This window comes from Niabella digestorum (assembly GCF_036409055.1).
Classification (GTDB): Bacteria; Bacteroidota; Bacteroidia; order Chitinophagales; family Chitinophagaceae; genus Niabella; species Niabella composti.
On record NZ_JAZGLY010000003.1, the window covers coordinates 215,466 to 240,276 of the forward strand.

Annotated in this window: 19 protein-coding genes and 1 tRNA gene; 14 read left to right on the plus strand and 6 right to left on the minus strand. The window is 41.0% G+C overall.

Annotated features, from left to right (window positions below; genetic code table 11):
• Nucleotides 1–51: 51 nt before the first annotated feature.
• Entirely contained in the window at nt 52–2,544 is a 2,493-nt protein-coding gene (locus V2H41_RS06395; protein ID WP_330974306.1) for a PIG-L family deacetylase, read from the minus strand.
• A 45-nt stretch (nt 2,545–2,589) separates the two neighbouring features.
• Entirely contained in the window at nt 2,590–3,156 is a 567-nt protein-coding gene (locus V2H41_RS06400) for an LOG family protein (RefSeq protein WP_330974307.1), read from the minus strand.
• A gap of 179 nt (nt 3,157–3,335) precedes the next feature.
• Between V2H41_RS06400 and V2H41_RS06405 the strand changes: the two genes are divergently transcribed.
• The 5 genes from V2H41_RS06405 to V2H41_RS06425 are packed head-to-tail and all read left to right on the plus strand — an operon-like array spanning nt 3,336 to nt 7,542.
• Nucleotides 3,336–4,871, plus strand: a complete 1,536-nt coding sequence (locus V2H41_RS06405) for a sodium:solute symporter (RefSeq protein WP_330974308.1) — start codon at nt 3,336–3,338, stop codon at nt 4,869–4,871.
• A 24-nt stretch (nt 4,872–4,895) separates the two neighbouring features.
• Entirely contained in the window at nt 4,896–5,540 is a 645-nt protein-coding gene (locus V2H41_RS06410; RefSeq protein WP_330974309.1) for an O-methyltransferase, read from the plus strand.
• 6 nt (nt 5,541–5,546) lie between these two features.
• Nucleotides 5,547–6,524 carry a glucosaminidase domain-containing protein gene (locus V2H41_RS06415; RefSeq protein ID WP_330974310.1) on the plus strand — a complete coding sequence of 326 codons (978 nt, stop codon included), beginning with the start codon at nt 5,547–5,549 and terminating at the stop codon, nt 6,522–6,524.
• Between the two features lie 21 nt (nt 6,525–6,545).
• Complete coding sequence (gene hpt, locus V2H41_RS06420; protein WP_330974311.1) at nt 6,546–7,082, plus strand: hypoxanthine phosphoribosyltransferase; 537 nt, start codon at nt 6,546–6,548, stop codon at nt 7,080–7,082.
• 16 nt (nt 7,083–7,098) lie between these two features.
• The gene (locus V2H41_RS06425) at nt 7,099–7,542 is read left to right on the plus strand and encodes a cytochrome d ubiquinol oxidase subunit II (RefSeq protein WP_330974312.1); all 444 of its coding nucleotides are present in this window, start codon (nt 7,099–7,101) and stop codon (nt 7,540–7,542) included.
• A 43-nt stretch (nt 7,543–7,585) separates the two neighbouring features.
• Here the strand turns inward: V2H41_RS06425 and V2H41_RS06430 are convergent, their stop codons facing one another.
• Nucleotides 7,586–7,948 (minus strand): BlaI/MecI/CopY family transcriptional regulator, encoded by a 363-nt coding sequence (locus tag V2H41_RS06430; RefSeq protein WP_330974313.1) that lies wholly within the window; start codon nt 7,946–7,948, stop codon nt 7,586–7,588.
• A gap of 122 nt (nt 7,949–8,070) precedes the next feature.
• Between V2H41_RS06430 and V2H41_RS06435 the strand changes: the two genes are divergently transcribed.
• A complete protein-coding gene (locus V2H41_RS06435) occupies nt 8,071–8,553 on the plus strand; it encodes a TlpA family protein disulfide reductase (RefSeq protein ID WP_330974314.1) in 483 nt (160 codons plus the stop codon).
• Nucleotides 8,554–8,616: 63 nt separating this feature from the next.
• Here the strand turns inward: V2H41_RS06435 and V2H41_RS06440 are convergent, their stop codons facing one another.
• Nucleotides 8,617–10,041 carry an MATE family efflux transporter gene (locus V2H41_RS06440; protein WP_330974315.1) on the minus strand — a complete coding sequence of 475 codons (1,425 nt, stop codon included), beginning with the start codon at nt 10,039–10,041 and terminating at the stop codon, nt 8,617–8,619.
• A 291-nt stretch (nt 10,042–10,332) separates the two neighbouring features.
• Nucleotides 10,333–12,234 (minus strand): molecular chaperone DnaK, encoded by a 1,902-nt coding sequence (gene dnaK / locus V2H41_RS06445; protein ID WP_330974316.1) that lies wholly within the window; start codon nt 12,232–12,234, stop codon nt 10,333–10,335.
• Between the two features lie 246 nt (nt 12,235–12,480).
• Here dnaK and V2H41_RS06450 point away from each other — a divergent pair, with 246 nt between their 5' ends.
• The 4 genes from V2H41_RS06450 to V2H41_RS06465 all read left to right on the plus strand — a co-directional run bounded on the left by V2H41_RS06450 (nt 12,481) and on the right by V2H41_RS06465 (nt 15,552).
• Nucleotides 12,481–13,191 carry a DUF4397 domain-containing protein gene (locus V2H41_RS06450; RefSeq protein ID WP_330974317.1) on the plus strand — a complete coding sequence of 237 codons (711 nt, stop codon included), beginning with the start codon at nt 12,481–12,483 and terminating at the stop codon, nt 13,189–13,191.
• 167 nt (nt 13,192–13,358) lie between these two features.
• On the plus strand, nt 13,359–13,994 hold the full coding sequence (locus V2H41_RS06455) for an RNA polymerase sigma factor (RefSeq protein WP_330974318.1): 636 nt from the start codon (nt 13,359–13,361) through the stop codon (nt 13,992–13,994).
• A 3-nt stretch (nt 13,995–13,997) separates the two neighbouring features.
• On the plus strand, nt 13,998–15,347 hold the full coding sequence (locus V2H41_RS06460; protein WP_330974319.1) for a porin family protein: 1,350 nt from the start codon (nt 13,998–14,000) through the stop codon (nt 15,345–15,347).
• A 120-nt stretch (nt 15,348–15,467) separates the two neighbouring features.
• Nucleotides 15,468–15,552, plus strand: a tRNA-Ser gene (locus tag V2H41_RS06465).
• A 196-nt stretch (nt 15,553–15,748) separates the two neighbouring features.
• Here the strand turns inward: V2H41_RS06465 and V2H41_RS06470 are convergent.
• A complete protein-coding gene (locus V2H41_RS06470; RefSeq protein ID WP_330974320.1) occupies nt 15,749–16,771 on the minus strand; it encodes an LLM class flavin-dependent oxidoreductase in 1,023 nt (340 codons plus the stop codon).
• A gap of 367 nt (nt 16,772–17,138) precedes the next feature.
• On the opposite strand from V2H41_RS06470, the gene V2H41_RS06475 reads away from it, so the two are divergent.
• Genes V2H41_RS06475 through V2H41_RS06490 form a run of 4 tightly spaced genes read left to right on the plus strand, consistent with a single transcriptional unit; the run spans nt 17,139 to nt 24,810 of the window.
• Entirely contained in the window at nt 17,139–18,308 is a 1,170-nt protein-coding gene (locus tag V2H41_RS06475; RefSeq protein ID WP_330974321.1) for a Pycsar system effector family protein, read from the plus strand.
• 10 nt (nt 18,309–18,318) lie between these two features.
• A complete protein-coding gene (gene ppk1 / locus V2H41_RS06480) occupies nt 18,319–20,331 on the plus strand; it encodes a polyphosphate kinase 1 (RefSeq protein ID WP_330974322.1) in 2,013 nt (670 codons plus the stop codon).
• 7 nt (nt 20,332–20,338) lie between these two features.
• A complete protein-coding gene (locus tag V2H41_RS06485) occupies nt 20,339–21,199 on the plus strand; it encodes an SdiA-regulated domain-containing protein (protein ID WP_330974323.1) in 861 nt (286 codons plus the stop codon).
• Nucleotides 21,199–24,810: a BamA/TamA family outer membrane protein gene (locus V2H41_RS06490; protein WP_330974324.1), complete on the plus strand. Its 3,612-nt coding sequence runs from the start codon at nt 21,199–21,201 to the stop codon at nt 24,808–24,810. Before V2H41_RS06485 ends, V2H41_RS06490 begins: the two co-directional genes overlap by 1 nt.
• The last annotated feature ends 1 nt before the right edge of the window (nt 24,811 follow it).

The following is a 24,811-nucleotide window of genomic DNA, read 5'->3' on the forward strand; positions in this document are numbered from 1 at the left end:
TTTATTGCGGCTAATCGCAATCGCTAATATATAAACGCAGCCAATCTTTATTTATTGCTCCTGATTTAATGCTATGAGGTTTGCCATTAACCGCAATGCACCAGGAACACCGGCCGGTAATTGACGAAAAAATACTAAACCTGTATATGTGAAATAACCTTTTCCATATTTTCCAACAATCAGGCTGCCGTCATGTGGTCGCTCTCCGGGATCGGCCATCGAAAGCAGCGGCTTCAAATTGCTATCCCAGCTGTCAGCATGATAAATACTGCGTTCCTGAATCCAGCCATCAAAATCCGAAGCCACAATTTTATTAGGAAAGTTAAACACTTTGTGCGAAGGATCAAGCAGCTTCACTTTTGCCTGTTCATCGGTAATTCTATTGCGGGAAATATTAAATGCATAAGGACCTATCTTAGCCCTTAGCGGTCCTATATTATTACTAGTATTATATTGAACAATTAGATTGCCCCCCTCATGTATATACGTCATCAGTTTTTCATACACTTCATTCATCCACTCATTGGTGTTGTAAGCACGTACACCGGTTATGATGGCATCATACTTTCTCAAATCGGTTGTCAATACTGCCGTACGATCTAGTACTGTCACATCATACCCCATACGCTCCAGTATTTGCGCACACTTATCGCCCGCACCGGGAATGTACCCTATTTTCTTTCCTGCTGTTTTAAGATCGATACTAAGCGCTACAGCCTGGTCGGGATAAAAATATGTAATGGCCGGGATATGATCATAGCGAATACTGCGCAGTGCAAGAGCATATGCAATAGTATCTCTATCATTATTCTTCTCTACATAGGGATTTACAACATAAGCCCTATTTGCATTGTCAATATTGGAGATTGTAAAATGATAGCTCTTCGTACTTCCTTTTTCAAGTACTATGTCGGCTGGCTGAGGTCCGGAGTATTTAACCCCACGAAGACCTGTAGTAACCCTACCCTCCAACTTTGTATTGGCATGCAACTGAACGTTCAATGTCTGTGTAGATTGTTGCCCATTAAAGATGAGCAGATGTGGCGAGGTAGTTATTGTTGCTGGTGGTACCACCGGCAAAGGTTGATATATTTCCCCTTTCACAGGATCGGTGTACTTGTAGCGCACAGGCTTTTCAAATACAAAATCCTCTCCATAAATATTTACACGCACCTGTGCGACATAAGCAGGGTGTACGTCCGGTATTCCAATCAGCAATTGGTCTTTTACAGTATAGGTGTATTCCTCTTTCTTCTCCCTTAGCCAATATGGCTGCGATATTGCTTTAGTTAAGGGTACTATAATACTCTTAGAGAACACATAATTCTTATTTTTATCCAACTGCGTGTTGGGGGCCAGATTTTGATCTTCCACCGTAATATTTATCAGATTTGCTGGGACCCCCGTCCTATTATTTACTGCCACTTGAATATCCACATTTCCGGTTTGTACTGCATAAGGCTGATGTGTCCAAGCATCTATAAACAAACCACTACACCACATAATCAGCTGTTGTACTTCTTTTAGTTTTTGTGGTACCCAGTAACTACTGCTCTTAATCTTATCGAGCTCTTTATACAATTGCACCAAAGCTGCTACTGATTTTTGAGGAGCTGTATAATCAAATTTGTTTTCAATATCGGTAATAAGTTTTTCTATAGCTGCTCCATCCTTACCGATGCGGTTCCAAGATGTATTTACGCCATCCAGCACATCGTTTTGAGGAGCTTCTCCACCTAGCACTTTAAAATATTCATAACTGTCGCCTCTCGCAGCGGCAGAACCAAAACCCTGAGATTTATGTTGGCTACGGCTTTCGGCCGCCAACTCTCCATAACTTTTTCCCAACAAACTGTTATACCCTCCTGCATTTACCTTAAACTGCGAGGGATCGGTAGTGTTGACGCTGCCAAAGCTAAACGTATTCCACAGTATACGTTTAGCCTGCCAAGGCTGTACCCACTTTAACTGCTCAGGGAACCTTTTAGGATCAGCAGCGGCACGAAATGCCTCCACCGCCAATATTGCGCTGGCTGTATGATGACCATGGCCCCCTTCGCCTGTAGTAGGGAAGCGTGTAATAATTACATCAGGTCGGTAATTGCGAATGACCCATACCACATCACTTAAGATCTTTTCCTTATTCCATTTTTCAAAGGTTTCATCCGGATTTTTGGAAAAACCGAAATCAAATGCCCTGGTAAAAAACTGCTCTCCGCCATCAATACGACGTGCAGCAAGCAATTCCTGCGTACGAATCAGTCCTAACTCGATACCCTGCTCATCTCCAATAAGATTTTGCCCACCGTCGCCTCGTGTAAGTGATAAATACGCGGTGCGATACAATTTGTCATTAGCTAAATAGGTAATCAAACGTGTATTTTCATCATCAGGATGGGCGGCTATATACAACACCGATCCCAAAACTTTCAGCTTCTGTATACGATGTAAAATCTGCGAAGCCGATAAAGCAGGTTCAGGCTGTGCCCACACTGCTAAACCGAAACACAAGAAAACGACAAGCAGAATACGACTTTTCATCATCCTACGAATATAAAAGAAATGGCCGAATAATGCCGCTCACAATGATTATGCAATATTGATCCCGGCATTACGCAGCGATGGCAAGGCTATCAGTTCCTCCACATTACTCACAACTGAAATGTTGTTCATGGGATTTTCGTACAAAAAACCGTTCACAAGCATGGTATCAATGTGAGCCAAAAGATGATCGTAAAATCCGTTGAGATTAAGAATAAAGATTTGTTTATCGTGTATGGACAGATTATTCCATGTAATCATTTCAAAAAGTTCGTCCAGTGTACCATAACCTCCGGGCAGAATAACCGCTGCATCGCATAAGTCATACATGTTTTTTTTACGAATGTGCATGGTATCTACCACCAGCAACTGCGTCAACTGTCGATGTGATCGTTCTCTGGCGTCCAGAATTTTCGGAATAACACCAAAAACCTCACCCCCTCCTTCCAGAACAGCATTGGCAATCGCACCCATCAATCCTACATTACCACCTCCATATACCAACCTAATTTTCTTTGATGCCATCCACTGGCCTAATTTTCGGGCTTCTTCGGTATACAATGTTTCCCTACCATCTCGCGATCCGCAAAAAACAGCTAAAGATTTTACTGACATAGTTTTAGACTTTTCCTACACTGAAATATTGTCCGGGGAACGGTAAAAATAGCCTTTCCTTCTTGCTTCAGGCTAAAATAAATATTAAAAGAAGATGAAAAAATTTACAAAAGAGCAGCAATTTTGCCTATCTTCAAAAATTAATTTCTAAAACACCTATTTGATAATAAGAAACTCATATGTCGGCCGGATTTCTATTCTCAATTGTAATTGCTTATTTCTTATTACTTCTTTTCGTAGCCTGGAGGACCAGCAAAAACAGCAATAATGACTCTTTCTTTATCGGTAACCGCAGCAGCAACTGGATGCTGGTGGCTTTCGGTATGATTGGGACTTCTTTGAGTGGTGTAACCTTTGTAAGTGTACCCGGAGCTGTAGGCAAGGATGCCTTCGGATATATGCAAATTGTACTAGGGTATACTATCGGCTATTTGCTTATTGCATTTGTGCTGTTGCCTCTGTACTATCGCTTAAAACTCACTTCCATATACGGCTATTTAAAAGCCCGTATGGGTATGCTATCCTATAAAACAGGGGCGTGGTTTTTTATTATTTCACGACTCGTGGGAGCCACTGCCCGTCTGTATCTTGTAGTCAATATCTTACAATTCACAATTCTAGACAGTTTCGGCATTCCCTTTTGGGTTTCTACCTTGATCATACTTGTAATGATCATTTTATACACCTACGAAGGCGGTGTAAAAACCATTGTATGGACCGATACGCTACAAACTACTTGCATGCTGGCTGGTTTGATTATATGTAGTATCTACCTGCTCAATCATATGGATATGAGTGTAGGAGAAAGCCTGAATGCGATGCGTTCGGAGGGTCTTTCACGAATTTTTAATACCGACGCCAACTCTGCCGGCTTTTTCGTAAAGCAAATACTTGCCGGCGCTTTCATTACTTTAAGCATGACCGGAATTGATCAGGAAATGATGCAAAAAAGCATTTCGGTAACCAACCTCAAAGATTCCCAAAAGAACATGGTGTCGCTTTCCGTGATTATGATCATTGTAATCGGATTATTCCTGTATATGGGTGGTCTGCTGTATATATATGGAATCAACGAGGGAGGTGTCTTTACAGAAGTGGTGAATAATGGGGTTGCGCAAAAAGCTTTTATGCTGGATGGTAAAGACGTACTGGGTGATGCCATTTTCCCGGAAGTAGCCGTACATCATATGCCACCGGCAATTTCTGTGATTTTTGTGATAGCACTGATATCGGCCCTATTCCCCAGTGCCGACGGAGCGATGACTGCCCTTACTTCGTCTTTCTGTATCGATATTGCAGGTTTAAAACGCCGCACTGATATGACCGAAGAACAAAAGAAAAAATTCCGTCAGAGGGTGCATCTTATGGTAGCATTGTTCTTCCTGATTCTGGTAATGATTTTCTACTGGATCAATAATAATAGTATGATTGGCATTATACTGAAACTGGCCGGTTATACTTACGGACCTTTACTAGGCTTGTTTGCCTTTGGTATACTTACGCGCAGACGTCCGGTAGACAAACTGGTGCCTTATGTATGCTTTATAGCACCTATTCTTTGCTTTTTTATCGACAAGTATCAAGCTGCCATCTTCGGCAACTTCAAAATAGGTTTGGAGCTGATTATCATCAATGCTTTATTTACCTATATTGGTTTATACTTAATCTCCAAACCCGTAAGTAAAGAAGAATTAGAGCAAGATAGTGTACACTAACAAGATTTTTGTTGTTTTAGGCTTATGAACGATAACCTAAACTATGAATTATTAAACCAATTTGCAGAAGTCTATAGCAGTAAAGAAGATCCTCTGCTGGCTGCAGTAAATGATTTTACACAAAAAAATCATGCCGAGCCTCACATGCTTAGCGGTCACGTACAGGGGCTCTTGCTAAAGATGTTCAGCTTAATGATACGTCCCCAGAGGATATTGGAAATAGGCACTTTTACCGGCTACAGTGCGCTGTGCCTCGCCGAAGGTCTTACCGAAGATGGATGCCTACATACTATAGAATCGAGGGAACATACGGCCGCCATTGCACAAAACTTTTTTGATCAATCGCCAATTGGCCATAAAATTAAACTACATACAGGTCTCGCAGCAGACATCATTCCTCAACTCGATGAAACCTGGGACATGGTGTTTATTGATGCCGATAAAACGGGATATATCAACTATTTCGAATTGGTATTACCTAAGGTTCGAAAAAATGGTTTTATCTTCGCCGATAATATTTTTTTCCACGGCGAAGCGTTAAAAGAAAATGCCAAGGGCAAAAGCGGAAAAGCCGTAAAAGAATTTAATAATTACATTAACAACAGGACAGATATCGAAAAAGTCGTGCTAACAGTACGCGACGGGCTTTATTTAATTAGGAAAAGATAATTTGTAATGATAAAAAGGTATTGCTTTACAGTTATTCTGCTGTTTACATTGCTCTTTACCAGAGCCCAGATCAATGAAGCTACCGTTGAATATATCAAAACTTATTGCGGTATTGCTGTAGAAGAAATGCAGCGTACCGGCGTACCGGCGTCTATCAAGCTGGCACAGGGCATTCTGGAGTCGATGTCGGGACAAAGCCCTCTAGTGTTAAAATCTAACAATCACTTCGGCATTAAATGTAAGGAAGGTTACAACGGCCCATATGTGTTGCATGACGATGACCGCCCCAAAGAACGTTTCATGAAATATGAAACAGCCGAAAAGTCCTACAGGGCACATTCCGATTTCTTAAAAAACCGCTCACGATATGCATCACTCTTTCAGTTAGACCCTACAGATTATAAAGGGTGGGCTTACGGACTAAAAAAGGCCGGCTATGCTACCAACCCTAAATATCCGCAACTGCTGATTAGTCTTATTGAAAGATATAATCTGCACGAGTATACATTAATGGGACTAGGACAACTAGCGATGAATGAGGAGGTGAGCAACTATTTTGCAACAAAGAATGGCACCTCGCCCTCCACAATTGCTACCGCAGCTAAAGAAGCTGAAGTAAGCTACCCGCAGGAGCCCTTCACCATCAACAATACTAAGGTAGTTTTTGTAAAAGCGGGGACTTCGCTACAATCTATTGCCGACAAATATAATATTCCGCTTGAGCGCTTATATGATCTGAACGATTTTGATGAAATTACTAGCGTTTCTTCCAAAGACAGACTCGTATACTTGCAATTAAAAAGAACGATTAGCGAAAAAGCTTATCATGAGGTAAAAGCCGGAGAAACATTATACGATATAGCACAACAAGAAGGTATTCGGCTGGAATCGCTATTAAAATACAATCGACTCAGCAAATTTGACAAACCCGCTGTAGGCTCCAAACTCAAGCTGCAGGATAATGCTGATATAGCAATTAATTAATTTTTATTCTTATTTTCAGTTATGGAAACAATACAAGTGCATGATAAGGTGTTTAAACCCTACATAACTGAAAATCAGATTCAGCAACGCATTAAGGAGCTCGCCGAAAATATCAACCGCGATTATGCAGAACAAACGGTTATTTTCATTGCCATTTTGAATGGCTCCTTTATGTTTGCTTCTGATTTTTTTAAACATCTTACTATTAAAAGCGAAATCAGTTTTATAAAACTGGCATCATATAAAGGACTAAAATCATCCGGTACGGTAACCACCGCTATAGGCCTTGACGTTGATCTGCATAACAAACACGTAGTAGTACTGGAAGATATTATTGATACAGGGAAAACACTGCATCATTTTATACCGCAACTGGAGCACCAGCATCCGGCCTCTTTGAAGATCGTAACGCTGCTTCATAAAGCCGAAATGACACAGTATCCGGTACAGATTGATTATACCGGATTTGTGATTCCTAATAAATTTGTGGTAGGGTACGGACTAGATTATGATGGTCAGGGACGCAATTACAGAGATATTTACCAATTGGTAGAATAGCAGTATAGGACACCCCATGAAACGTAATTACCTACTGCTGATTTTTGTACTTGTTTTCCTTGCCGTATTATCTGGAAAACTTACTGCAGGCATGTCTTTTGTGGGACGATTGGGTATCGGTTTCTTCTATAAGCAATTTTCGTTTTTAAAAACCTGGTGGCAAGCAGCGCTGATTTACTTCGGAAGCATGATACTTGTAGGTATCCTCCTCTACCTCATTGACAAATTGCTCGATGGGAGGAAACGTAAGTTGATATTACTGAGCCTTTTTCTATTATCCCTAGCAGGACTCTATTTCACATATCATGATTTTCGTACGAACCTTACCTACCGCTGGTTAGGAGAGCGCTTTCATCTGGGTATTTATCTCTACTGGATAGGATGGTGCATCATTAGTCTGTTCTTTGCGCTTACACCCAAAAAGCAAGTAGTAGAAGCCGCCCCTCCTACTAACGAGTAATCATGGAGCGACAATATTAAAACTCAAAAAGAATCAACAGCCCTTACTTCCTTTTACCACTTTCGATAAGCTTAAGGATATCTTTCAGTTCTTGAGCTGATACCTTTTTCTGGTCCACAAAGAAGTTTACAAGTTCTTTATAAGAATTGCTGAAATAATTTTTTACCACATTGCCCATAAATTTTTTCTTGTACTCGCCTATCGTAATTACCGGTTTATATACATAAGTGTTGCCAAATAGCTTACCACTTACATAACCTTTTTTCTCCAGATTTTTTATAGTGGAAGCCACAGTGGTATAGGGAGCTGGCTTATCCAGATGATCCATAAAAGCCTTTACATGTCCCTCACCCACCTTCCATACTGCAAGCATTAGCTGTTCTTCCTGTGGTGTTAGTCTTTCCATATTACACAGTTACGATATTCACACTAAGCTACGAACATTTCGTAAAATATAAGAAATTTTTTTCTTTGCAGCCTTTTGGCTAAGTTCGTCATCTATATTAGAGAACCATATCGTAATACACTATGAGATACTTATTACTAGTTATTTTATTCGCTGTATCATTGACATCCCAAGCACAACCCATGTATTTGAAGCAAAAAACACCTCCGCCGGCTGTTTTATTGCTTCCGGACAGTACTACCAAATGGAATCTAAAAGCCAAGCTAGATAAGAATAAACCTTTGTTCTTGATATTCTTTAGCCCCGATTGTGATCATTGTAAACATGAGACTGAAGAAATTATTAAGAATATCGATAAGTTTAAAGGTATACAAATTGTAATGGCTACTACAATGCCATTTGATGCCATGAAAAAGTTTGCTGAAAAATATAAACTGGAACAGCACGGCATTACCGTAGGTAGAGATATCGCCTATGTTATCCCTCCTTATTATGAAATGAAAAGTCTGCCCTATCTGGCATTTTACGATAAGAACAAAGTATTGATTTCTACATTCGAAGGTTCTCTGGCCATTCCCACTATTTTAAAAACCTTCGGCAGATAGTAATATAAATTTATAGAATGAAAGGCGCTATGCTCTGTATGAGCACAGCGCCTTTCTGATTGATTATACTTGCTTTTGCTTCCATTTTCCTTTTCGAAAAAGGATATATGATGCTATTGTAACCCCTGTCTCTGCAATAGGTATGGCCACAAAGACGCCTGTGGGCCCCATCTCAAAATATACAGCTAACAGATAAGCTACCGGAACTTGAAAAGTCCAGAAAGCAAAGAAATTGATCCAAGTAGGTGTCCAAGTATCACCAGCGCCATTGAAGGCATTAACCATTACCATTCCAATTCCATAAAAAACAAATCCGCTCGCCATAATATACATTGCCTTTGAAGCAATGCTACGTACACTTTCCACCTCACTAAAAAAGCCCACTAGCCATTCTCCCATCGAAAAGAAAATCAATGAAACCAATAACATAAAGATGATGTTGTATTTCACTGTTTTCATAACCGACTGAGTGGCGCGCTCAGGAGCGTTAGCTCCCAGATTTTGTCCCACCAATGTAGAAGCCGCACCACTTAATCCCCATGCAGGCAACATAAAAAACATCATCAATCGCAAAGCTGTCTGGTAACCTGCACTACCATCCTCACCTCCAGTTACAGCTACCAGTCGTGCTAATATAATCCAGCTACATGATGCTATTACAAATTGAAACGTACCGGGTGTAGCAATTTTTATCATAGAACGAATAATGGAAAAATCCGGTTTAAAATGCCGCATTAGTAGACGTATTTTACCACTCCCCTTCAGTAAATGATACAATTGATACAACACACCGATACCTCTCCCTGTAGTTGTAGCAACAGCAGCACCTGTTAATCCTAGAGCTGGTATGGGTCCCAGCCCATTAATCAAAAGAGGACACAATACGATATTGCAAATATTGGCAATCCACAAGCTTTTCATAGCTATAGTTGCGTTTCCAGCACCGCGAAACACGCCATTTATAAGGAACAGCAGCATAATAATCACACTACTGCCCATCATTATTTGGGTGAAAGTTTTTCCATATTCCGCAGCTTCGCTTGTCGCACCCATGGCCATCAGTATCTCGCGGGCATATATAATTCCTAAAACACTAAGGAGGAGATTTATCAATAGTCCTATAATTATCACCTGTGCAGCGCTACGGGCTGCGGCTTCATTGTCTTTTTCACCAATACGCCTGGCCACAATAGCCGTGGCGGCCATGCTTATACCCATAGCCACTGAATAAATTACGGTGAGAACCGATTCTGTAAGCCCTACCGTTTGTATCGCCAGACTACTTTCTTCTAGATGACCCACAAAATACAAGTCTACTAAAGCAAAAACCGACTCCATCATCATTTCCAGCATCATCGGAATAGCAAGCATCATTACAGCCTTACGGATGCTCACGCTGGTATAATCGAGCTCTTTACCCTGAATAGCTTCTTTCAACAAATGCATAAAACCAGATGCCTTACGGACACCTCTATAATCCGTCGTCATGTAAAGTTTTTATTGTAAGATGAATGAAAAAAGAAAATACTTCAATCGGGTGGGCAATAAAGCCACCAGTCAACAAGAATAAACTGCAGAGGGAATACCGGTCGTATTAGCGGGTGCGCGCTAGCATGAATAGAACATAACCGGTGCTAATTGCTTTCATTGGTCAGAGAATTTTGAGCAGCAAAAATAGAAAAGTATTTAAATAATCGAAAAAAAGTTTGTCATACCAACAAAAAAGCCGTTCCGAATAAGACATCGGAACGGCTCTTGGTATGATTTGTTATAAAACGTTTATTTCACTTCTTCGTAAGGCACATCCGTTACATCTTCAGTACCCGAACCTCCTCCGGTAGACTGTTGTGCACCGTTGGCATCGGCACCAGGCTGCGCCTGACCAGATTTATAAATATCCTCACTAGCTGCGGTCCAGGCCTGATTTAGTTCTGCCATAGCAGCTTCAACAGCTGGGATATCCTGATTTTTGTGTGCCTCTTTCAGCTTTTCTACGGCTTTTTCGATAGCTGTTTTCTTATCAGCCGGCACTTTATCACCAAACTCTTTCAATTGTTTTTCGGTTTGGAAAATAAGACTGTCGGCCTGATTTAGTTTTTCAATGCGCTCTCTTTCGGCTTTGTCTGCGGCCTCATTAGCTTTCGCTTCAGCCTTCATTCTTTCAATTTCTTCTTTGCTCAAACCGCTACCGGCTTCGATGCGAATGTTCTGCTGTTTACCGGTTCCCTTATCCTTAGCTGTAACATTCAGGATACCGTTAGCATCAATATCAAAGGTTACCTCAATTTGAGGAACACCTCTGGGTGCCGGCGGAATACCGTCCAGGTTGAAGATACCCAAGCTCTTATTGTCTTTAGCCATAGGACGCTCACCCTGCAGCACATGTATCTGTACACCCGGCTGGTTATCGGTAGCAGTAGAGAAAACCTCTGACTTTCTGGTAGGAATGGTAGTATTTGCAGGAATAAGGGTTGTCATCACTCCACCCAGCGTTTCGATACCCAGAGAAAGCGGTGTTACGTCCAACAGCAATACATCTTTCACTTCTCCGGTTAGTACCGCACCTTGAATAGCAGCACCAATGGCTACTACTTCATCGGGGTTTACTCCCTTATTCGGCTTCTTACCAAAGAATTTCTCTACTATTTCTTGAACCTTAGGAATACGTGTACTACCTCCTACTAAGATTACTTCATCGATGTCAGAAGCTGACAATCCGGCATCTCTCAATGCTGCCTCACAAGGTTTCAGACAGCGCTCAAACAGAGAGTCGGCCAGTTGTTCAAATTTTGCACGAGTTAATTTTTTTACTAAGTGTTTAGGTACACCGTCAACCGCTGTAATATATGGCAGGTTGATTTCGGTTTCCATAGAGCTGGAAAGTTCGATCTTAGCTTTTTCGGCAGACTCTTTCAGGCGTTGTAGCGCCATAGGATCATTCCGCAGATCAATACCTTCTTCAGCTTTAAACTCATCAGCCAGCCAGTCCATGATCACCTTATCGAAGTCATCACCACCCAGGTGGGTGTCACCGTTGGTAGATTTTACTTCGAATACACCATCACCCAGCTCCAGCACTGAAATATCGAAAGTACCGCCACCTAGGTCGAATACAGCAATTTTTTGGTCTTTGCCACGTCTATCCAAACCATAGGCTAATGCGGCTGCTGTAGGTTCGTTTACGATACGACGTACATTCAAGCCAGCAATTTCACCTGCCTCTTTAGTAGCTTGCCTTTGAGCATCGTTAAAGTAGGCAGGTACGGTAATAACCGCTTCGGTTACTTCTTGTCCTAGGTAATCTTCAGCAGTTTTTTTCATTTTTTGTAAAACCATTGCTGAAATTTCCTGAGGAGTATATAATCTGCCATCTATATCAATACGAACTGTATTATTGTCGCCTTTAGCAACTTTGTAGCTCCAGTGGCTAATTTCCGCCCCTACTTCATCGAATCTGCGCCCCATGAAACGTTTCACAGACATGATGGTATTCTGAGGATTGGTGATAGCCTGTCTTTTTGCAGGATCCCCTACCTTACGTTCACCGTTTTTCAAAAAAGCAACCACTGAAGGCGTAGTGCGGCGTCCTTCGTCATTTGCAATCACTACTGGCTCATTCCCTTCCATTACAGCCACACAGCTATTGGTGGTACCTAAGTCTATACCAATAATTTTACCCATAATATAATATTTAGATTATCATTATTTCTTTAAGATGTACCGCATTCATTGCGACAGAATCTTATTGTCAATGATTGTGCCGAAGACTGGATTATGCAAAAATGGCAGATTATAGGCATCCCTTCGTGTCATGAAAATAATTTTGAAATAAAATGTTGCATTTTCAATGGTGACAGCGTCACTATTAAGTGAATCAGCTGATCCGTATTTTATACAAACTCATTTTATAAAAACCTGATTAAATATATGCGTAAAATGTTTAAAATCAATAGCATTAGTATTACACTTCTCGCTTCAGCGGTGTTGGTAATGGCGTCTTGTAATAAGGATGATGACCACTATTATCTCCCTGAAGCAGCAGCCGTAGGTGTTGTACATGCTTCGGCAGGCCTGCCTGCATTAGATGTAGCACTCGACAACAATCGTCTGGGTGTAAATTATTTTAATTACACAGACCGGGTGGATTATTTCCGTGCTTATACCGGCAACCGTGTATTCAAGGTATATCACGCTAGTGCCCCCAGCTCAAGTCCAATCTTTACCAAAAACCTCACCTTTGAGGCTGGAAAATATTACAGTGTATTTATCACCGACACTGCTGCAAATATGGACGCAGTGGTGCTGAGAGACAGTACCCGTGCTGCAGGCAAAGACTCTGTTCGCCTTCGTTTCGCCAACATGAGTCCTGATGCACCCGGACTGGATTTGTATGTAAAGGGCAACAATACGCCTATTGCTACCAACATTACCTACAAAACGGCCAGCCAGTTCTTCAGCTATCCTTCGGCAGGCAATGTAATCTTTGAAGTTAGAAGAAACGGGCAAACAGCCCTTCTGGCCACTTTGGATCCCATAAACTTGTATAAGGGACGCATCTATACCGTATGGACAGGCGGTTATATTAATGGTAATGCGGAAGATGGCACCCGTATAAGATTAGAAGCTTTCGCCCACTAAATATTCGATCGCAAAACCGTATTCTTAAATGAAAACTTAGATCAGCCCTATTAATGTAGAGGGCTGATCTTTTAAGTAAAAACGGGTTTGGGGAATTGAGAGTTTGTACAGATATTTAAACTACCAATCAAGGTATACGGTTGATAGATCAGATAAAAGTTGAAAGTATGTTGAGTGAATCTCCACCGATATACCAGCGAGAATCAGTAAAGACGAGCCAACTCAATAAATCGGATAACAAATTGGCACAAAGCGGCGAAGCACTGCTCGATATCTTAAAGGGATGCCAAAACAATATAGAGCATCATAAAGAGACGCTTTACAAAAGCTTTTACGGCTATGTTAAAGGCGTAGTGACCCGCTATGTAACTGATTTTCATTATGCAGAAGAAATTGTAAACGACAGTTTTATAAAGATATTTAACAACTTATCATCCTTTCAGGCATTGGGCCAAGCTACCAATGTATCCACATCATTCAAAGCTTGGATTGCAAAAATCGCGTCAAGAACAGCAATCGACTTTTTACGTAAAAAGAAAATCGACTTTAATAAGGATGATATTTCAGACATCAATCATAGCAGTATAGCATATGAACAATCCTCAAGTAGTGAGATAAAAGATATTTTAAAACTCTTAAATGCATTACCCCAAACACAAAGAGCCATTTTTAATTTGTATGAAATAGAAGGGTTTTCGCATCAGGAAATAGCCGTTATGCTGTCTATTCCCGAAAATGTTAGCCGCTCTTATCTGTCAAGAGCTAAAAATAAACTGAAAGCCCTTTATATAGAAAACTTTTAAGCGATGAAAGAACGCGACGACGATATTTTTAACCATATAAGGCAAGTGTTGCGGAACCATGAGGAGCCGTACGAGGAAGGTGCATGGGAGCGCTTTAAGGCCTATAGCCACACAGCCGCCCCCTCCCCGCTTCCTAAGCGCCCCATAATTCCTCTGTGGAAATGGGCCACTGCGGCAGCCGCTGTCATCACCGGCGTCTTTCTATTTTCCCGTATTTTCCACGTATCACAAGAGGGTATTAATATAAAATCATCTGAGCTCCCTATAGTACAGCAGCTTCCAACCACGGATACACCTTCACAGCAGTTCCAAACAGACACAGAAACTGTTTTTTCTGACCGCTCAGGCTTATCGGCTCAGGCCAATACATCGCAGCCTACTCCTGCTGCTCAATCCTCTGTACCGGCAACTACAACCCATACAGTCGCAATACCACAAGTACAAGTGCCCCAGGAAGTACCCCTTGTGGCTCAAACGCAAGTTCCAGAGACGGTTCCCAGTCAAGCTCCTACACAGCCTAAGACAGAACGGCAGCCTGATCAAAATAATCACGTCGTTGATTTTTGGAAGAACAGAATTGTCACAGACAAGCCTGAGGAAAAAAGAGTGCTTCCGCAACAGGATAATCGAAATGCCTTGCTGGCAACCACCTCAGAAAAAAGACATAGCGAAAAAAATAGAAAATGGCAGCCTAGTTTATATGTATCGCCTGTATTTAGTGATCTAGGCGTGGATATGGGATATGGCGTATCCCTAGCTTATGCCATCAATGATAAACTGAAAATAAGTTCAGGCATTGCGCACGCTAAAATTTCTACTTCGCGCTCTTTTGATGAAAGTATTCCTGGCGTGGCTACAGCTCCTGAAATGGAAGTGATATCCACTGAGCATTCAGATCTCATGACTTATGCATCCCAACCTAGTTCGGTGCTACAGCAAGTAACTGGTTCATTATCGGGCATCGACATCCCTGTAGAATTAAACTATAGTTTTAATAAAAAGTTTTATGCAGCAGCTGGTGTATCAGGACTAGTAGTACTTCACGATAAGAAGACTTATACTTACGAGGATTATCGAAACATTAAAGTGTCTGTAGAAACCAGCAAAGGTGCACTAAAGGAAGATAAAATGATTACGGTGCAAGAGTACAACACTACTTCAGCGCCCGCTCAGGCACCAGCCGAAAACATTCCCTTCTTGGGCTACTATAATATTTCGGTAGGTTATCGCCAAAAGTTATCCAATAAAAACGCAGTGTCCATTGAACCTTTCCTTAAGGTCCCTATGAAAAAGGTTACACAACAAAATCTCAATTATCAGGGTACTGGGATTAGATTAAGGTTCGATTTTTAGACTCCGTATTTATGAAGTCGATACCTGCTCTTTACAGAGCAGGTATTTTTTTGAAAAAACTGCAATAAAAATTTAAAATTCTATTTTGTTGATTGCATCCACACCCCTAATTTTGCGCCCGGAGAGATGGCAGAGTGGTCGAATGCGGCGGTCTTGAAAACCGTTGACTGTAACAGGTCCGGGGGTTCGAATCCCTCTCTCTCCGCACCACTCGAAATAAAACGACCCACTACTTAGTAGTGGGTCGTTTGCATATAAGCCGCCTGCAACCTATATGCTTCCTTTACACCCCTTGTTGTATAACGCAGCAATTCGCATTTACACAATATTTGATTCGTTTGGTTATACAATACGGTGTTAGATGCCGTTGATAATAGCAGCGCTTGCTTAGGAAGAATATGTTACTTCCATCCCAATCCGGGAGCAACATATTTTACTATGGATGAAAGAATATGAAGATTATACTCTACACCGAGTGTATTAGGGATAGTCAATAAAATAGTATCAGCCTCCTGAATAGCCTCATCTTTAGCCAGCTCTTCAATAAGCTGGTCAGGGGTCCCTACATAACTTCGCCCAAATACTGCTCTGCGCCCCGCTTCAATGTATCCGAAAGAATCGGTACGTGCAGCTTCATGTCCAAAATAATATTTATCCCTATCATTCATAATAGGAAAAATGGAACGACTTACAGAGATGCGTGGCTCACGCTCATGTCCTGCTTCTTTCCAAGTTTTTTTATACAACCTGATTTGTTCGGCCTGCTGGATATGAAAGGGCTTACCGCTTTCATCAAATTTCAAGGTAGAACTCTGCAAATTCATCCCTGCTTTTGCTGCCCATACAGCTGTAGCATCAGAAGCCGATCCCCACCAAATACGCTCGCGCAAACCCGAAGAATGCGGTTCCAAACGTAATAACCCGGGAGGGTTGGGAAACATAGGGTTAGGATTGGGACGGGCGAAACCCTCTCCTCTCAACAAGTCCAAAAATTCCAATCCTTTGCGACGCCCCATGTCTTCATCAGTTTCACCATCCTTAAGCTCATATCCGAAATACCTCCAACCATCAATTGCCTGCTCGGGAGAACCTCTGCTGATTCCTAGTTGCAATCTTCCTCCTGATATAAGATCTGCTGCGCCAGCATCCTCTACCATATACATGGGATTTTCATAACGCATATCAATAACAGCGGTACCTATCTCAATTTTGCTGGTTTTAGCGCCTATGGCTGCCAGTAAAGGGAAAGGCGAGGCCAGTTGTCGTGCAAAATGGTGCACTCGAAAATATGCACCGTCCACACCTATCTCTTCTGCAGCTACAGCTAATTCTATAGATTGCTGGAGTACATCACCGGCCGTTTTTGTAGCATAATCCGGATGATTAGCCCAATGGCCGAAAGATAGAAAGCCTATTTTTTTCATTTTTGTGATAGTGCAGTCCTTCGCTGCATTTATGTGAATATATGCTAATTTTTTCTTTAGGAACCCGCTCCTGTTATCCAAATAGTTATTGCCCTAATGTTCTTCATAACTATTCCTATTACCTAAATTTGTAACAGCAGCAAGTTTTCCGTTCTTATTTATAATAAATAATAACAGCAGCTCCTGCCGAATGTTCAGTAGGCTAAGTTGTGGAAAACCTCTAAGTGATATTTCTGAATGGTGCTCATGAAAACAATGCAGGCGAATACACTTCTCGGAACTAAGAACAACCGACCATAAAGCAAAAGACTCTAATCGTTTAAAACAAAGTACAAACATATTTGTTAATATCTCAACATATTGACTTATGAACTTTACATCCATTTTGGAAGCTGCAGGCGCCTATGCGGCATCTTATTTTAAACAGCATGCTTCCGAAGAGCTACTGTATCACAACTATGAGCATACAGTTGCTGTGGTTAATGCCGCTAGCGAGTTAAACCAACACTATCAGTTGTCACAACAGGATAATTTCATTGTACTGATAGCGGCATGGTTTCATGATTTGGGATATCTGACAGATCCATTAAATCATGAAATAGCCAGTAGTTCATTAGCGGAAAATTTTTTAAAGGAAAAAGGCGTTTCGCCCGTCATTATAAATGAGGTAAAGGCATGCATCCTTGCTACAAAGATGCCCCAACAACCACAGAATCTGCTGCAGCAAATCGTCTGTGATGCAGATTTATCGCACTTTTCCAAAGACTCCTTTGCAGAAAAGAGTAAGAATCTGAGAAAAGAACTTCGCAACAGATGTGGAGTAGACATCAGTAAAAACCTTTGGAGACAACAAACAATTTGTTTAATGGAGATGCATCAATATCATACGGAGTACGCACGCAAGCATTGGGATCCTAAGAAATTGCAGAATCTGAAAGAGCAAAAGGCTAAAGAATCCCCCATCCCTATTGCTTCTGATATTCCCAAAAAGGGAGGTAAAAAAAGCGAACGTCCTGAAAAAGGCATTGAAACCATGTTCCGCGTTACCTCCACCAACAATCAACGATTGAGCGATATGGCCGATAAAAAGGCGGACATTTTGATTACAGTAAACTCCATCTTGTTATCTGCCATTCTGAGTTTACTCATTCGAAGATTGGAGAGTCATCCGCACTTGATTATTCCTACTATCATAATCCTACTGGTATCAGCAATTACCCTAATTTATGCCATCCTGGCTACTCGTCCCAAGATTCCCAATGGGAGTTTTACTCAAGAAGATGTAGACACCCAAAAAGTGAACCTCTTATTTTTTGGCAATTTTTACAAAATGGATTTTGAAGAGTACAAAAAAGGAATGTGGAAAGTAATGGAAGACCGCAACTTTTTATACGGTTCTCTCATAAAAGACATTTACTCCCAAGGTATTGTTTTAGGAAGAAAATATAAACTATTAAGGATAGCTTATAATGTATTCATGTATGGGCTTATGATATCCATTATCGCTTTTTTGATTGCAATATTCTCTATCGTATAAACCAATTGCAATGTTGCTGAAAGGAAGAGATACAAGCTGGCTGGAATTTAATGAACGCTTACTGTATGAAGCAGCAGATACCAACGTACCTCTGGCTGAAAGACTGAAATTTTTATCTATCTACTCATCCAATCTGGACGAATTTTGGAGAGTACGTATACCTACCATTACAGCATTGGGGAAAGTTAAAAAGCAACATAAAGCCGAGAGTGCCAAAGAAATTATTAGTATTATCAGCAAACAACAGGAATGCTTTGGAAACATCATCAAAAAAACTATTGAAGCCTTAAAGGATCATAATATATATGTAGTATACAACGAACCTATCCCTTATCAAATTCAAGAAGCCGTCAACCATTATTTTTTTGCTCATATTGCCGGTTACTTGAGAATATATTACCCCCAATCGCCCCAAGATTTCTTTCCGCAGAATAACCGCATCTATCTTGCGGCAGCACTGGAGACTTCATCCGGTGAGCGACTAGCGGTTGTAGATATCCCATCTGACCGCATTTCTCGTTTTTTCTCGGTACAGGCTGATGATATACAGTACGTGGTATTTATCGATGATATTATCAAATCCAAGCTGTCGATATTATGGCCGGATATCAAAGTCGAAAATGCATACAGTTTTAAAGTAACACGCGATGCCGAACTGGGGCTGGATGACGAGTTTAAAGGAAACCTGGCTCGCAAGATCGCGGAACAGCTCGCCAAACGCGATTATGGTTTGGCAACAAGACTGCTTTATGATTCTCGCATTTCCGAAAGCCTACTCCAACAATTAATTCGAAATCTGGGCTTACAAAATGCGATGATTATAAAAGGTGGAGTTTATCATAATCTGAAGGATTTATCCGCCATTCCGATCAGCGATCCATCGTTAAAAGACAAACCTTGGCGCCCGATATTACATCCGTTACCGGCTCCTACTCTATTGGAAAGTATCGCAAAACAGGACTTACTATTGCATCTTCCTTTTCATGATTATGATACTGTCCTTCGTTTTTTTAATGAAATTGCCCTCGACCGGAGTGTTACAGAGATCAATATGACCATGTATCGTATCTCCGGCACCTCGCAAATTGCTGAATCCTTAATTACTGCAGCGCTGAACGGCAAAAAAGTTACCGTATTTGTGGAGCTGAAAGCTCGTTTTGATGAAGCCAACAACATTAGCTGGGCAAAAAAAATGAAAGCGGCCGGTATACGCATTATATACAGCATTCCTCAAATGAAGGTGCATGCCAAAGTAGTTCTAGTAAAAAGAAAATATCAGGATAAACTACAATACCTAGGTCTACTAGGCAGTGGCAACTTTAATGAGGTTACGGCAAGATTTTATACAGATCAGGTGTTAATGACCAGCAATCAGCAATTATTAAAGGATCTAAATCAGTTATTCAAACTATTAAAGAAAAACAAAAAAGTTATTGCACCAGATGCTATAACACCTAAGCATCTACTCATAGCCCCTTTCAATTTACAATCAACCTTCACAGCACTCATTGACCGCGAAATTGCACATGCAAAAGCTAATCGAGAAGCAAAAATTATTGCAAAAATCAACAATCTGGAAGATGAAAAAATTATTAATAAACTATATGAAGCCTCTAATGCAGGAGTAAAAATTCGGCTCATTGTTAGAAGCATTTGCAGACTAGTACCTGGCGTAAAAGGACAAAGCGAAAATATTACCGTTGCTCGAATTGTAGACCGTTATTTGGAGCATGGTCGCATATTCTGGTTTTACAATAATGGCGATGATGAGTTATACATGGGTTCGGCAGACTGGATGACCCGCAATTTATATCGCCGTATAGAAGTATGCTTTCCCGTAGTCGATCCTCAACTCAAGAAAGCATTACAACATGTATTGAATATCTATATGAATGACACCGCCAAAGCCGTATGGTTAACACCCGATGGTCCTCAAAAACCCGAGACCTCCCAAGAAATACCTCTACAGGCTCAGGCAGAGATGTATAAATGGGTAGCAGCAGGCTGCCCGACAAAACTCTAAACATATAATGAACTGTAAAAAATTTTTTGCAACAATTATCTTATGCGTAAGCATCATAGTGGCCTGTGGTAATAAAAGTGAGAACACTGCAACATCGCCACCAGGCTATGATTTATCCGTATTTGAAAAAATATTATTACCAGATGTATTACTGGAAGTATCTGGCATTGCGTTTGCACCGGGAAAATTCGACTCGATATATGTCAATCAAGATGAGGATGGCATTATTTTTAAGGTTGAATTAGCATCCGAAAAATATCATACTTCAGATTTCGGCATCCCTGGCGATTTTGAAGACATCGCTATTCAGAATGACACGCTCTTAGTGCTTCAATCTGATGGGTCCTTTTATGGATTCATATTGAGCGATCTTCATAATCGTCGATCACAACCTTTCGCAATCTACAAGAAAATATTGCCCAAAGGAGAATACGAGGGACTTTTTGCCGATTCGCTTACAGGAAGTTATCATGCCATGTGTAAAAGTTGCAAAGGCGACAAAAAGAATAAGCAGCTCTCCATTTATCAGTTGCAATTTATCAATGGCGAATTAACTCCTGTAAAAAAGCATATAATGTCTACCGAGAAAATATTAGAATACGCCAACAATAACATTGCATTTCAACCTTCTGCGCTGGCTAGACATCCTCTAACCCAAGATTTTTACATTATTTCATCGGTAAACAAATCTCTGATTGTAGTTAACAACAATTGGGAAGTATCCGGCATATATCCACTAGACAGAAAAACCCTTATGCAACCAGAAGGGCTAGCATTTGATAAGTACGGAAATATGTATATCAGTAGCGAGGGAGATGAATTGCAATCTGCAAGAATTTTAAAGTTTCATTATTCAAACGATAGATAATGTTACAGCGACTCATATACATACTGTTGGCCATTATAAACTTTGACCTTGCAGTCACCGCTCAGCCGCAATTGAAACACCGACTTATTTTCATTGGCGATGCGGGAGAAATCAATCCTAAACAACAGGCTGTCATTACTGCGGCTGCAGGAAAAGTATTACCAGAAAAGACTTCTGTCTTTTACCTAGGAGATAATATTTACCCACGCGGCATGAATATGGAGAGAGACAATGCTGTTATAGAAGATCAACAAATATTGCGCTCGCAGTTCGAACCTTTTAGAAGCAAGAATGTGCCGGTTTATTTCATTCCCGGCAATCATGACTGGGACCGAATGGGTAAAAAAGGATTAGAAAAAATCAGGGCGCAAAATGATTTTATTGCGGCACAGAAAGATTCTCTATTACAGATGATTCCTAAAAATGGCTGTCCCGACCCCATTGCTATTCCCTTTGGGGATGAAGCCGTAGTAATTGCCTACGACTCTGAATGGTGGCTATTCCCTTACAAGAAGAAACGTAGTGATGACATTTGTGAATGCGATACAGAACAAGATGTATTAGATCAACTCGCCACCTTATTGTGGGAACACAAGAATAAAATAATCTTTTTGGCAAGCCACCACCCTTTCCAAAGCTATGGAGAACATGGAGGAAAATTCAGCTTAAAGGAACATATTTTCCCCTTAACTGCTCTCAATCCCCATATCTATATCCCGCTCCCTGTAGTAGGCTCACTATATCCCTTATTACGTAAGACCGTTTTCATCAACGCAGAAGACATCCCTCATCCCCAATATCAGCACTTTATCAAGCAGATAACTTCAACAATAGACGGTTTTGCCAATGTCATAAAAGTTGCGGGACATGAACACAGCCTACAGCTCATCAATGATAACGGCTTGCAAATTGTAAGTGGAGGCGGCTCCAAAAGTACTCATGTAAAAAAAGCAGCCCGTTCATTATTTGCACATGCCGGAGAGGGATTTGTAATAGTAGATATTTTCAATGATAAAACTTCCGAGATTGAGTTTTATACTCATCAGCATTCTGGAACGCTTCAACCCACGTACAAGCATACGACCAAGTTTATAGATCAGGAACAAATTATAAATGCGCAATACGAATATTTATTAAATAACGATAGTGTGAGCATTGCCGCCAACCCCCAATATGACAAGGTGGGCAAATTGCATCGAAAAATATTTGGCGAAAATTACCGGAAAGAATGGGCTGCCCCTACCAAGCTTCCAGTCTTTCGCTTAAGTCAATTACAGGGAGGCTTAACACCTTTACAGAAAGGTGGTGGTATGCAAACTGTATCATTGCGCCTTGCCGACACTAGTGGAAAACAATGGGTATTGCGCAGTGTCAATAAGGTAGCCGATGCTATTTTGCCTGAAGGGCTACGCTCTACCTTTGCCACCAAACTGGTGGATGACTACATGAGCGGGCAACATCCCTACGCTGCTCTGATTATACCTCCTTTAGCAGATGCAGTTAAAGTACCACATGCCAATCCTGTAATTGGTGTAGTAGCCCCCGATCCTAATCTAAGCATTTATAGCAATCTCATGACTGGTAGAATAGCGTTGCTTGAAGAAAGAGAACCGCTGGGGAAATCAGATAATTCCGAAAAATTCATCAAAGCATTGATAAAAGACAACGATAACACTTTTAAAGCAAAAACCTTCTTTCGTGCGATGATGCTGGATGCACTGGTATCAGACTGGGATCGACACGAAGATCAATGGCGCTGGCGCAACGTAAGCAACGGAAAAGATAAAGATTACACTCCCGTGCCCAGAGATAGGGACCAAGCATTAAAAATCAATAACGGTTTCATTCCTAAACTACTCTCCCGAAGCTGGCTACTGCCTACTTTCCAAGGATTTGACAGCATCATCCCATCAATAAAATATTCTCTATTCAAACATCGCTTTATACAGCCATTTCCAGAGTTTCAGTTTAGTAGAACGGAGTGGAACCACATGGCAACAGACTTTGTACAAAAAATCACAGATTCAGTTATTGATGTAGCCATAAATCAACTACCAGAATCTTCACGTAACATACGAGGACAAGAGCTAGCTGAAAAAATGAAAAAGCGCCGGGACCAGCTTCCCGCCGCTATGGATAAGTACTACACCTTTTCGCAACAAATTGTAGACCTGCATTTGAGTGATAAGCACGAATACATTGTATTAGAAGACGCACCCAATGGTGGTTTGCATTTTACAATTAGAAAAATCAATAAAGAAGGTTTAATAAAGAGTAAACTACTGGACCATGTATATGATCCTAAGATTACAAAAGAAATACGATTATACACCGGAGCCGGCAATGATACTTTAAAGATTGATTACAGTGACTCACCCATCAAATTAAGAATTATAGGCGGACAGGGGGAGAAACACATGATAATAACACAACCCGGTAAGAAAATACGACTTTATAATCATACCAAGGGTATGAGCTACGAAGGCTATGAGCAAAGAATTCGCAAAAGACTTCATGACGACTCTTTGCAAACAGCTTTCGTTCCTGTAAACCTATATTCTTATACCATGCCCCTTATTACCGGTGGATATAATATTGATGATGGACTTATTCTCGGAGCAGGATTCCGCCATGTGCATCAAAAAGGTTTCAGAAAGCAGCCGTATAGTAGCTCACTACAGCTAGTGGTATCCGGAGCCCTGTCTACAGGGGCCCTACAGGCTAAGCTGAAAGCTGACTGGATAGAAGTATTCCGCAAAACCGATATCGAATTACGCGCGTTCACTTATGCGCCACATAATACACATAATTTCTTCGGAATTGGTAATGATACAGAGTACGACAAGAACCATCCTATCCAATATTACCGCAGCCGCTATACCCTCGCGCAGGTGGATCCTTTATTCAGATGGCGAAAAAAGGATCATACCATCCTTCGGTTTGGTCCCAGCCTACAGCTTTACAACATGAAAGCGGAGGATAATAAAGGACGCTTCATTCTCAATCATACATTACAGAGTTATGACAGTGCCACGCTTACTAAATCTAAAGCCTACCTAGGTGCAATTTTTGCATATGAGAAGGACAGCCGCAACCACGCAATCTTTCCTTCCAAAGGAGGTAACATATTATTACTAGTAAAAGGTTATAGAGGTTTAAATAGTTATAGCCAATCACTGATACAAGCAACATCCGACATTACATTTTACTTACCATTGAACCAGGAGGCATCAGCTATTGTAGCGAATCGTGTAGGCGGAGGGGTTACCTTGGGACATGCCGCATTTTACCAATCCTTGTTTTTGGGAGGTAATGATAATTTGCGGGGGTCCCGTAACTATCGGTTTGCTGGCAATCATACTTTTTACAATAATCTGGAATTAAGACTGCGTATGGCACAAATTGGCAGTTATATCCTGCCAGGTCAACTTGGTGCTACGTTATTCTACGATATCGGAAAAGTATGGCCTTCAGGATCTAACAAGGCTCTTCATCAAGGTGTGGGTGGAGGTCTCTACTATGCACCTGCAAATATTGCAGTATTTCAGTTATTGGCAGGATATTCAAAGGAGGGTTGGTACCCGCATTTTACCATGGGTTTCAGATTTTAAC

What these genes read in the sequence shown, in the direction of transcription:
- dnaK (WP_330974316.1), bottom strand. Translation starts at nt 12,234, where the DNA reads ATGGGTAAAATTATTGGTATAGACTTAGGTACCACCAATAGCTGTGTG.
- V2H41_RS06455 (WP_330974318.1), top strand. Translation starts at nt 13,359, where the DNA reads ATGTTGAGTGAATCTCCACCGATATACCAGCGAGAATCAGTAAAGACG.
- V2H41_RS06440 (WP_330974315.1), bottom strand. Translation starts at nt 10,041, where the DNA reads ATGACGACGGATTATAGAGGTGTCCGTAAGGCATCTGGTTTTATGCAT.
- V2H41_RS06395 (WP_330974306.1), bottom strand. Translation starts at nt 2,544, where the DNA reads ATGATGAAAAGTCGTATTCTGCTTGTCGTTTTCTTGTGTTTCGGTTTA.
- V2H41_RS06415 (WP_330974310.1), top strand. Translation starts at nt 5,547, where the DNA reads ATGATAAAAAGGTATTGCTTTACAGTTATTCTGCTGTTTACATTGCTC.
- V2H41_RS06475 (WP_330974321.1), top strand. Translation starts at nt 17,139, where the DNA reads ATGAACTTTACATCCATTTTGGAAGCTGCAGGCGCCTATGCGGCATCT.
- V2H41_RS06425 (WP_330974312.1), top strand. Translation starts at nt 7,099, where the DNA reads ATGAAACGTAATTACCTACTGCTGATTTTTGTACTTGTTTTCCTTGCC.
- V2H41_RS06410 (WP_330974309.1), top strand. Translation starts at nt 4,896, where the DNA reads ATGAACGATAACCTAAACTATGAATTATTAAACCAATTTGCAGAAGTC.
- V2H41_RS06435 (WP_330974314.1), top strand. Translation starts at nt 8,071, where the DNA reads ATGAGATACTTATTACTAGTTATTTTATTCGCTGTATCATTGACATCC.
- V2H41_RS06490 (WP_330974324.1), top strand. Translation starts at nt 21,199, where the DNA reads ATGTTACAGCGACTCATATACATACTGTTGGCCATTATAAACTTTGAC.
- V2H41_RS06450 (WP_330974317.1), top strand. Translation starts at nt 12,481, where the DNA reads ATGCGTAAAATGTTTAAAATCAATAGCATTAGTATTACACTTCTCGCT.
- V2H41_RS06430 (WP_330974313.1), bottom strand. Translation starts at nt 7,948, where the DNA reads ATGGAAAGACTAACACCACAGGAAGAACAGCTAATGCTTGCAGTATGG.
- V2H41_RS06470 (WP_330974320.1), bottom strand. Translation starts at nt 16,771, where the DNA reads ATGAAAAAAATAGGCTTTCTATCTTTCGGCCATTGGGCTAATCATCCG.
- V2H41_RS06400 (WP_330974307.1), bottom strand. Translation starts at nt 3,156, where the DNA reads ATGTCAGTAAAATCTTTAGCTGTTTTTTGCGGATCGCGAGATGGTAGG.
- hpt (WP_330974311.1), top strand. Translation starts at nt 6,546, where the DNA reads ATGGAAACAATACAAGTGCATGATAAGGTGTTTAAACCCTACATAACT.
- V2H41_RS06405 (WP_330974308.1), top strand. Translation starts at nt 3,336, where the DNA reads ATGTCGGCCGGATTTCTATTCTCAATTGTAATTGCTTATTTCTTATTA.
- ppk1 (WP_330974322.1), top strand. Translation starts at nt 18,319, where the DNA reads ATGTTGCTGAAAGGAAGAGATACAAGCTGGCTGGAATTTAATGAACGC.
- V2H41_RS06460 (WP_330974319.1), top strand. Translation starts at nt 13,998, where the DNA reads ATGAAAGAACGCGACGACGATATTTTTAACCATATAAGGCAAGTGTTG.
- V2H41_RS06485 (WP_330974323.1), top strand. Translation starts at nt 20,339, where the DNA reads ATGAACTGTAAAAAATTTTTTGCAACAATTATCTTATGCGTAAGCATC.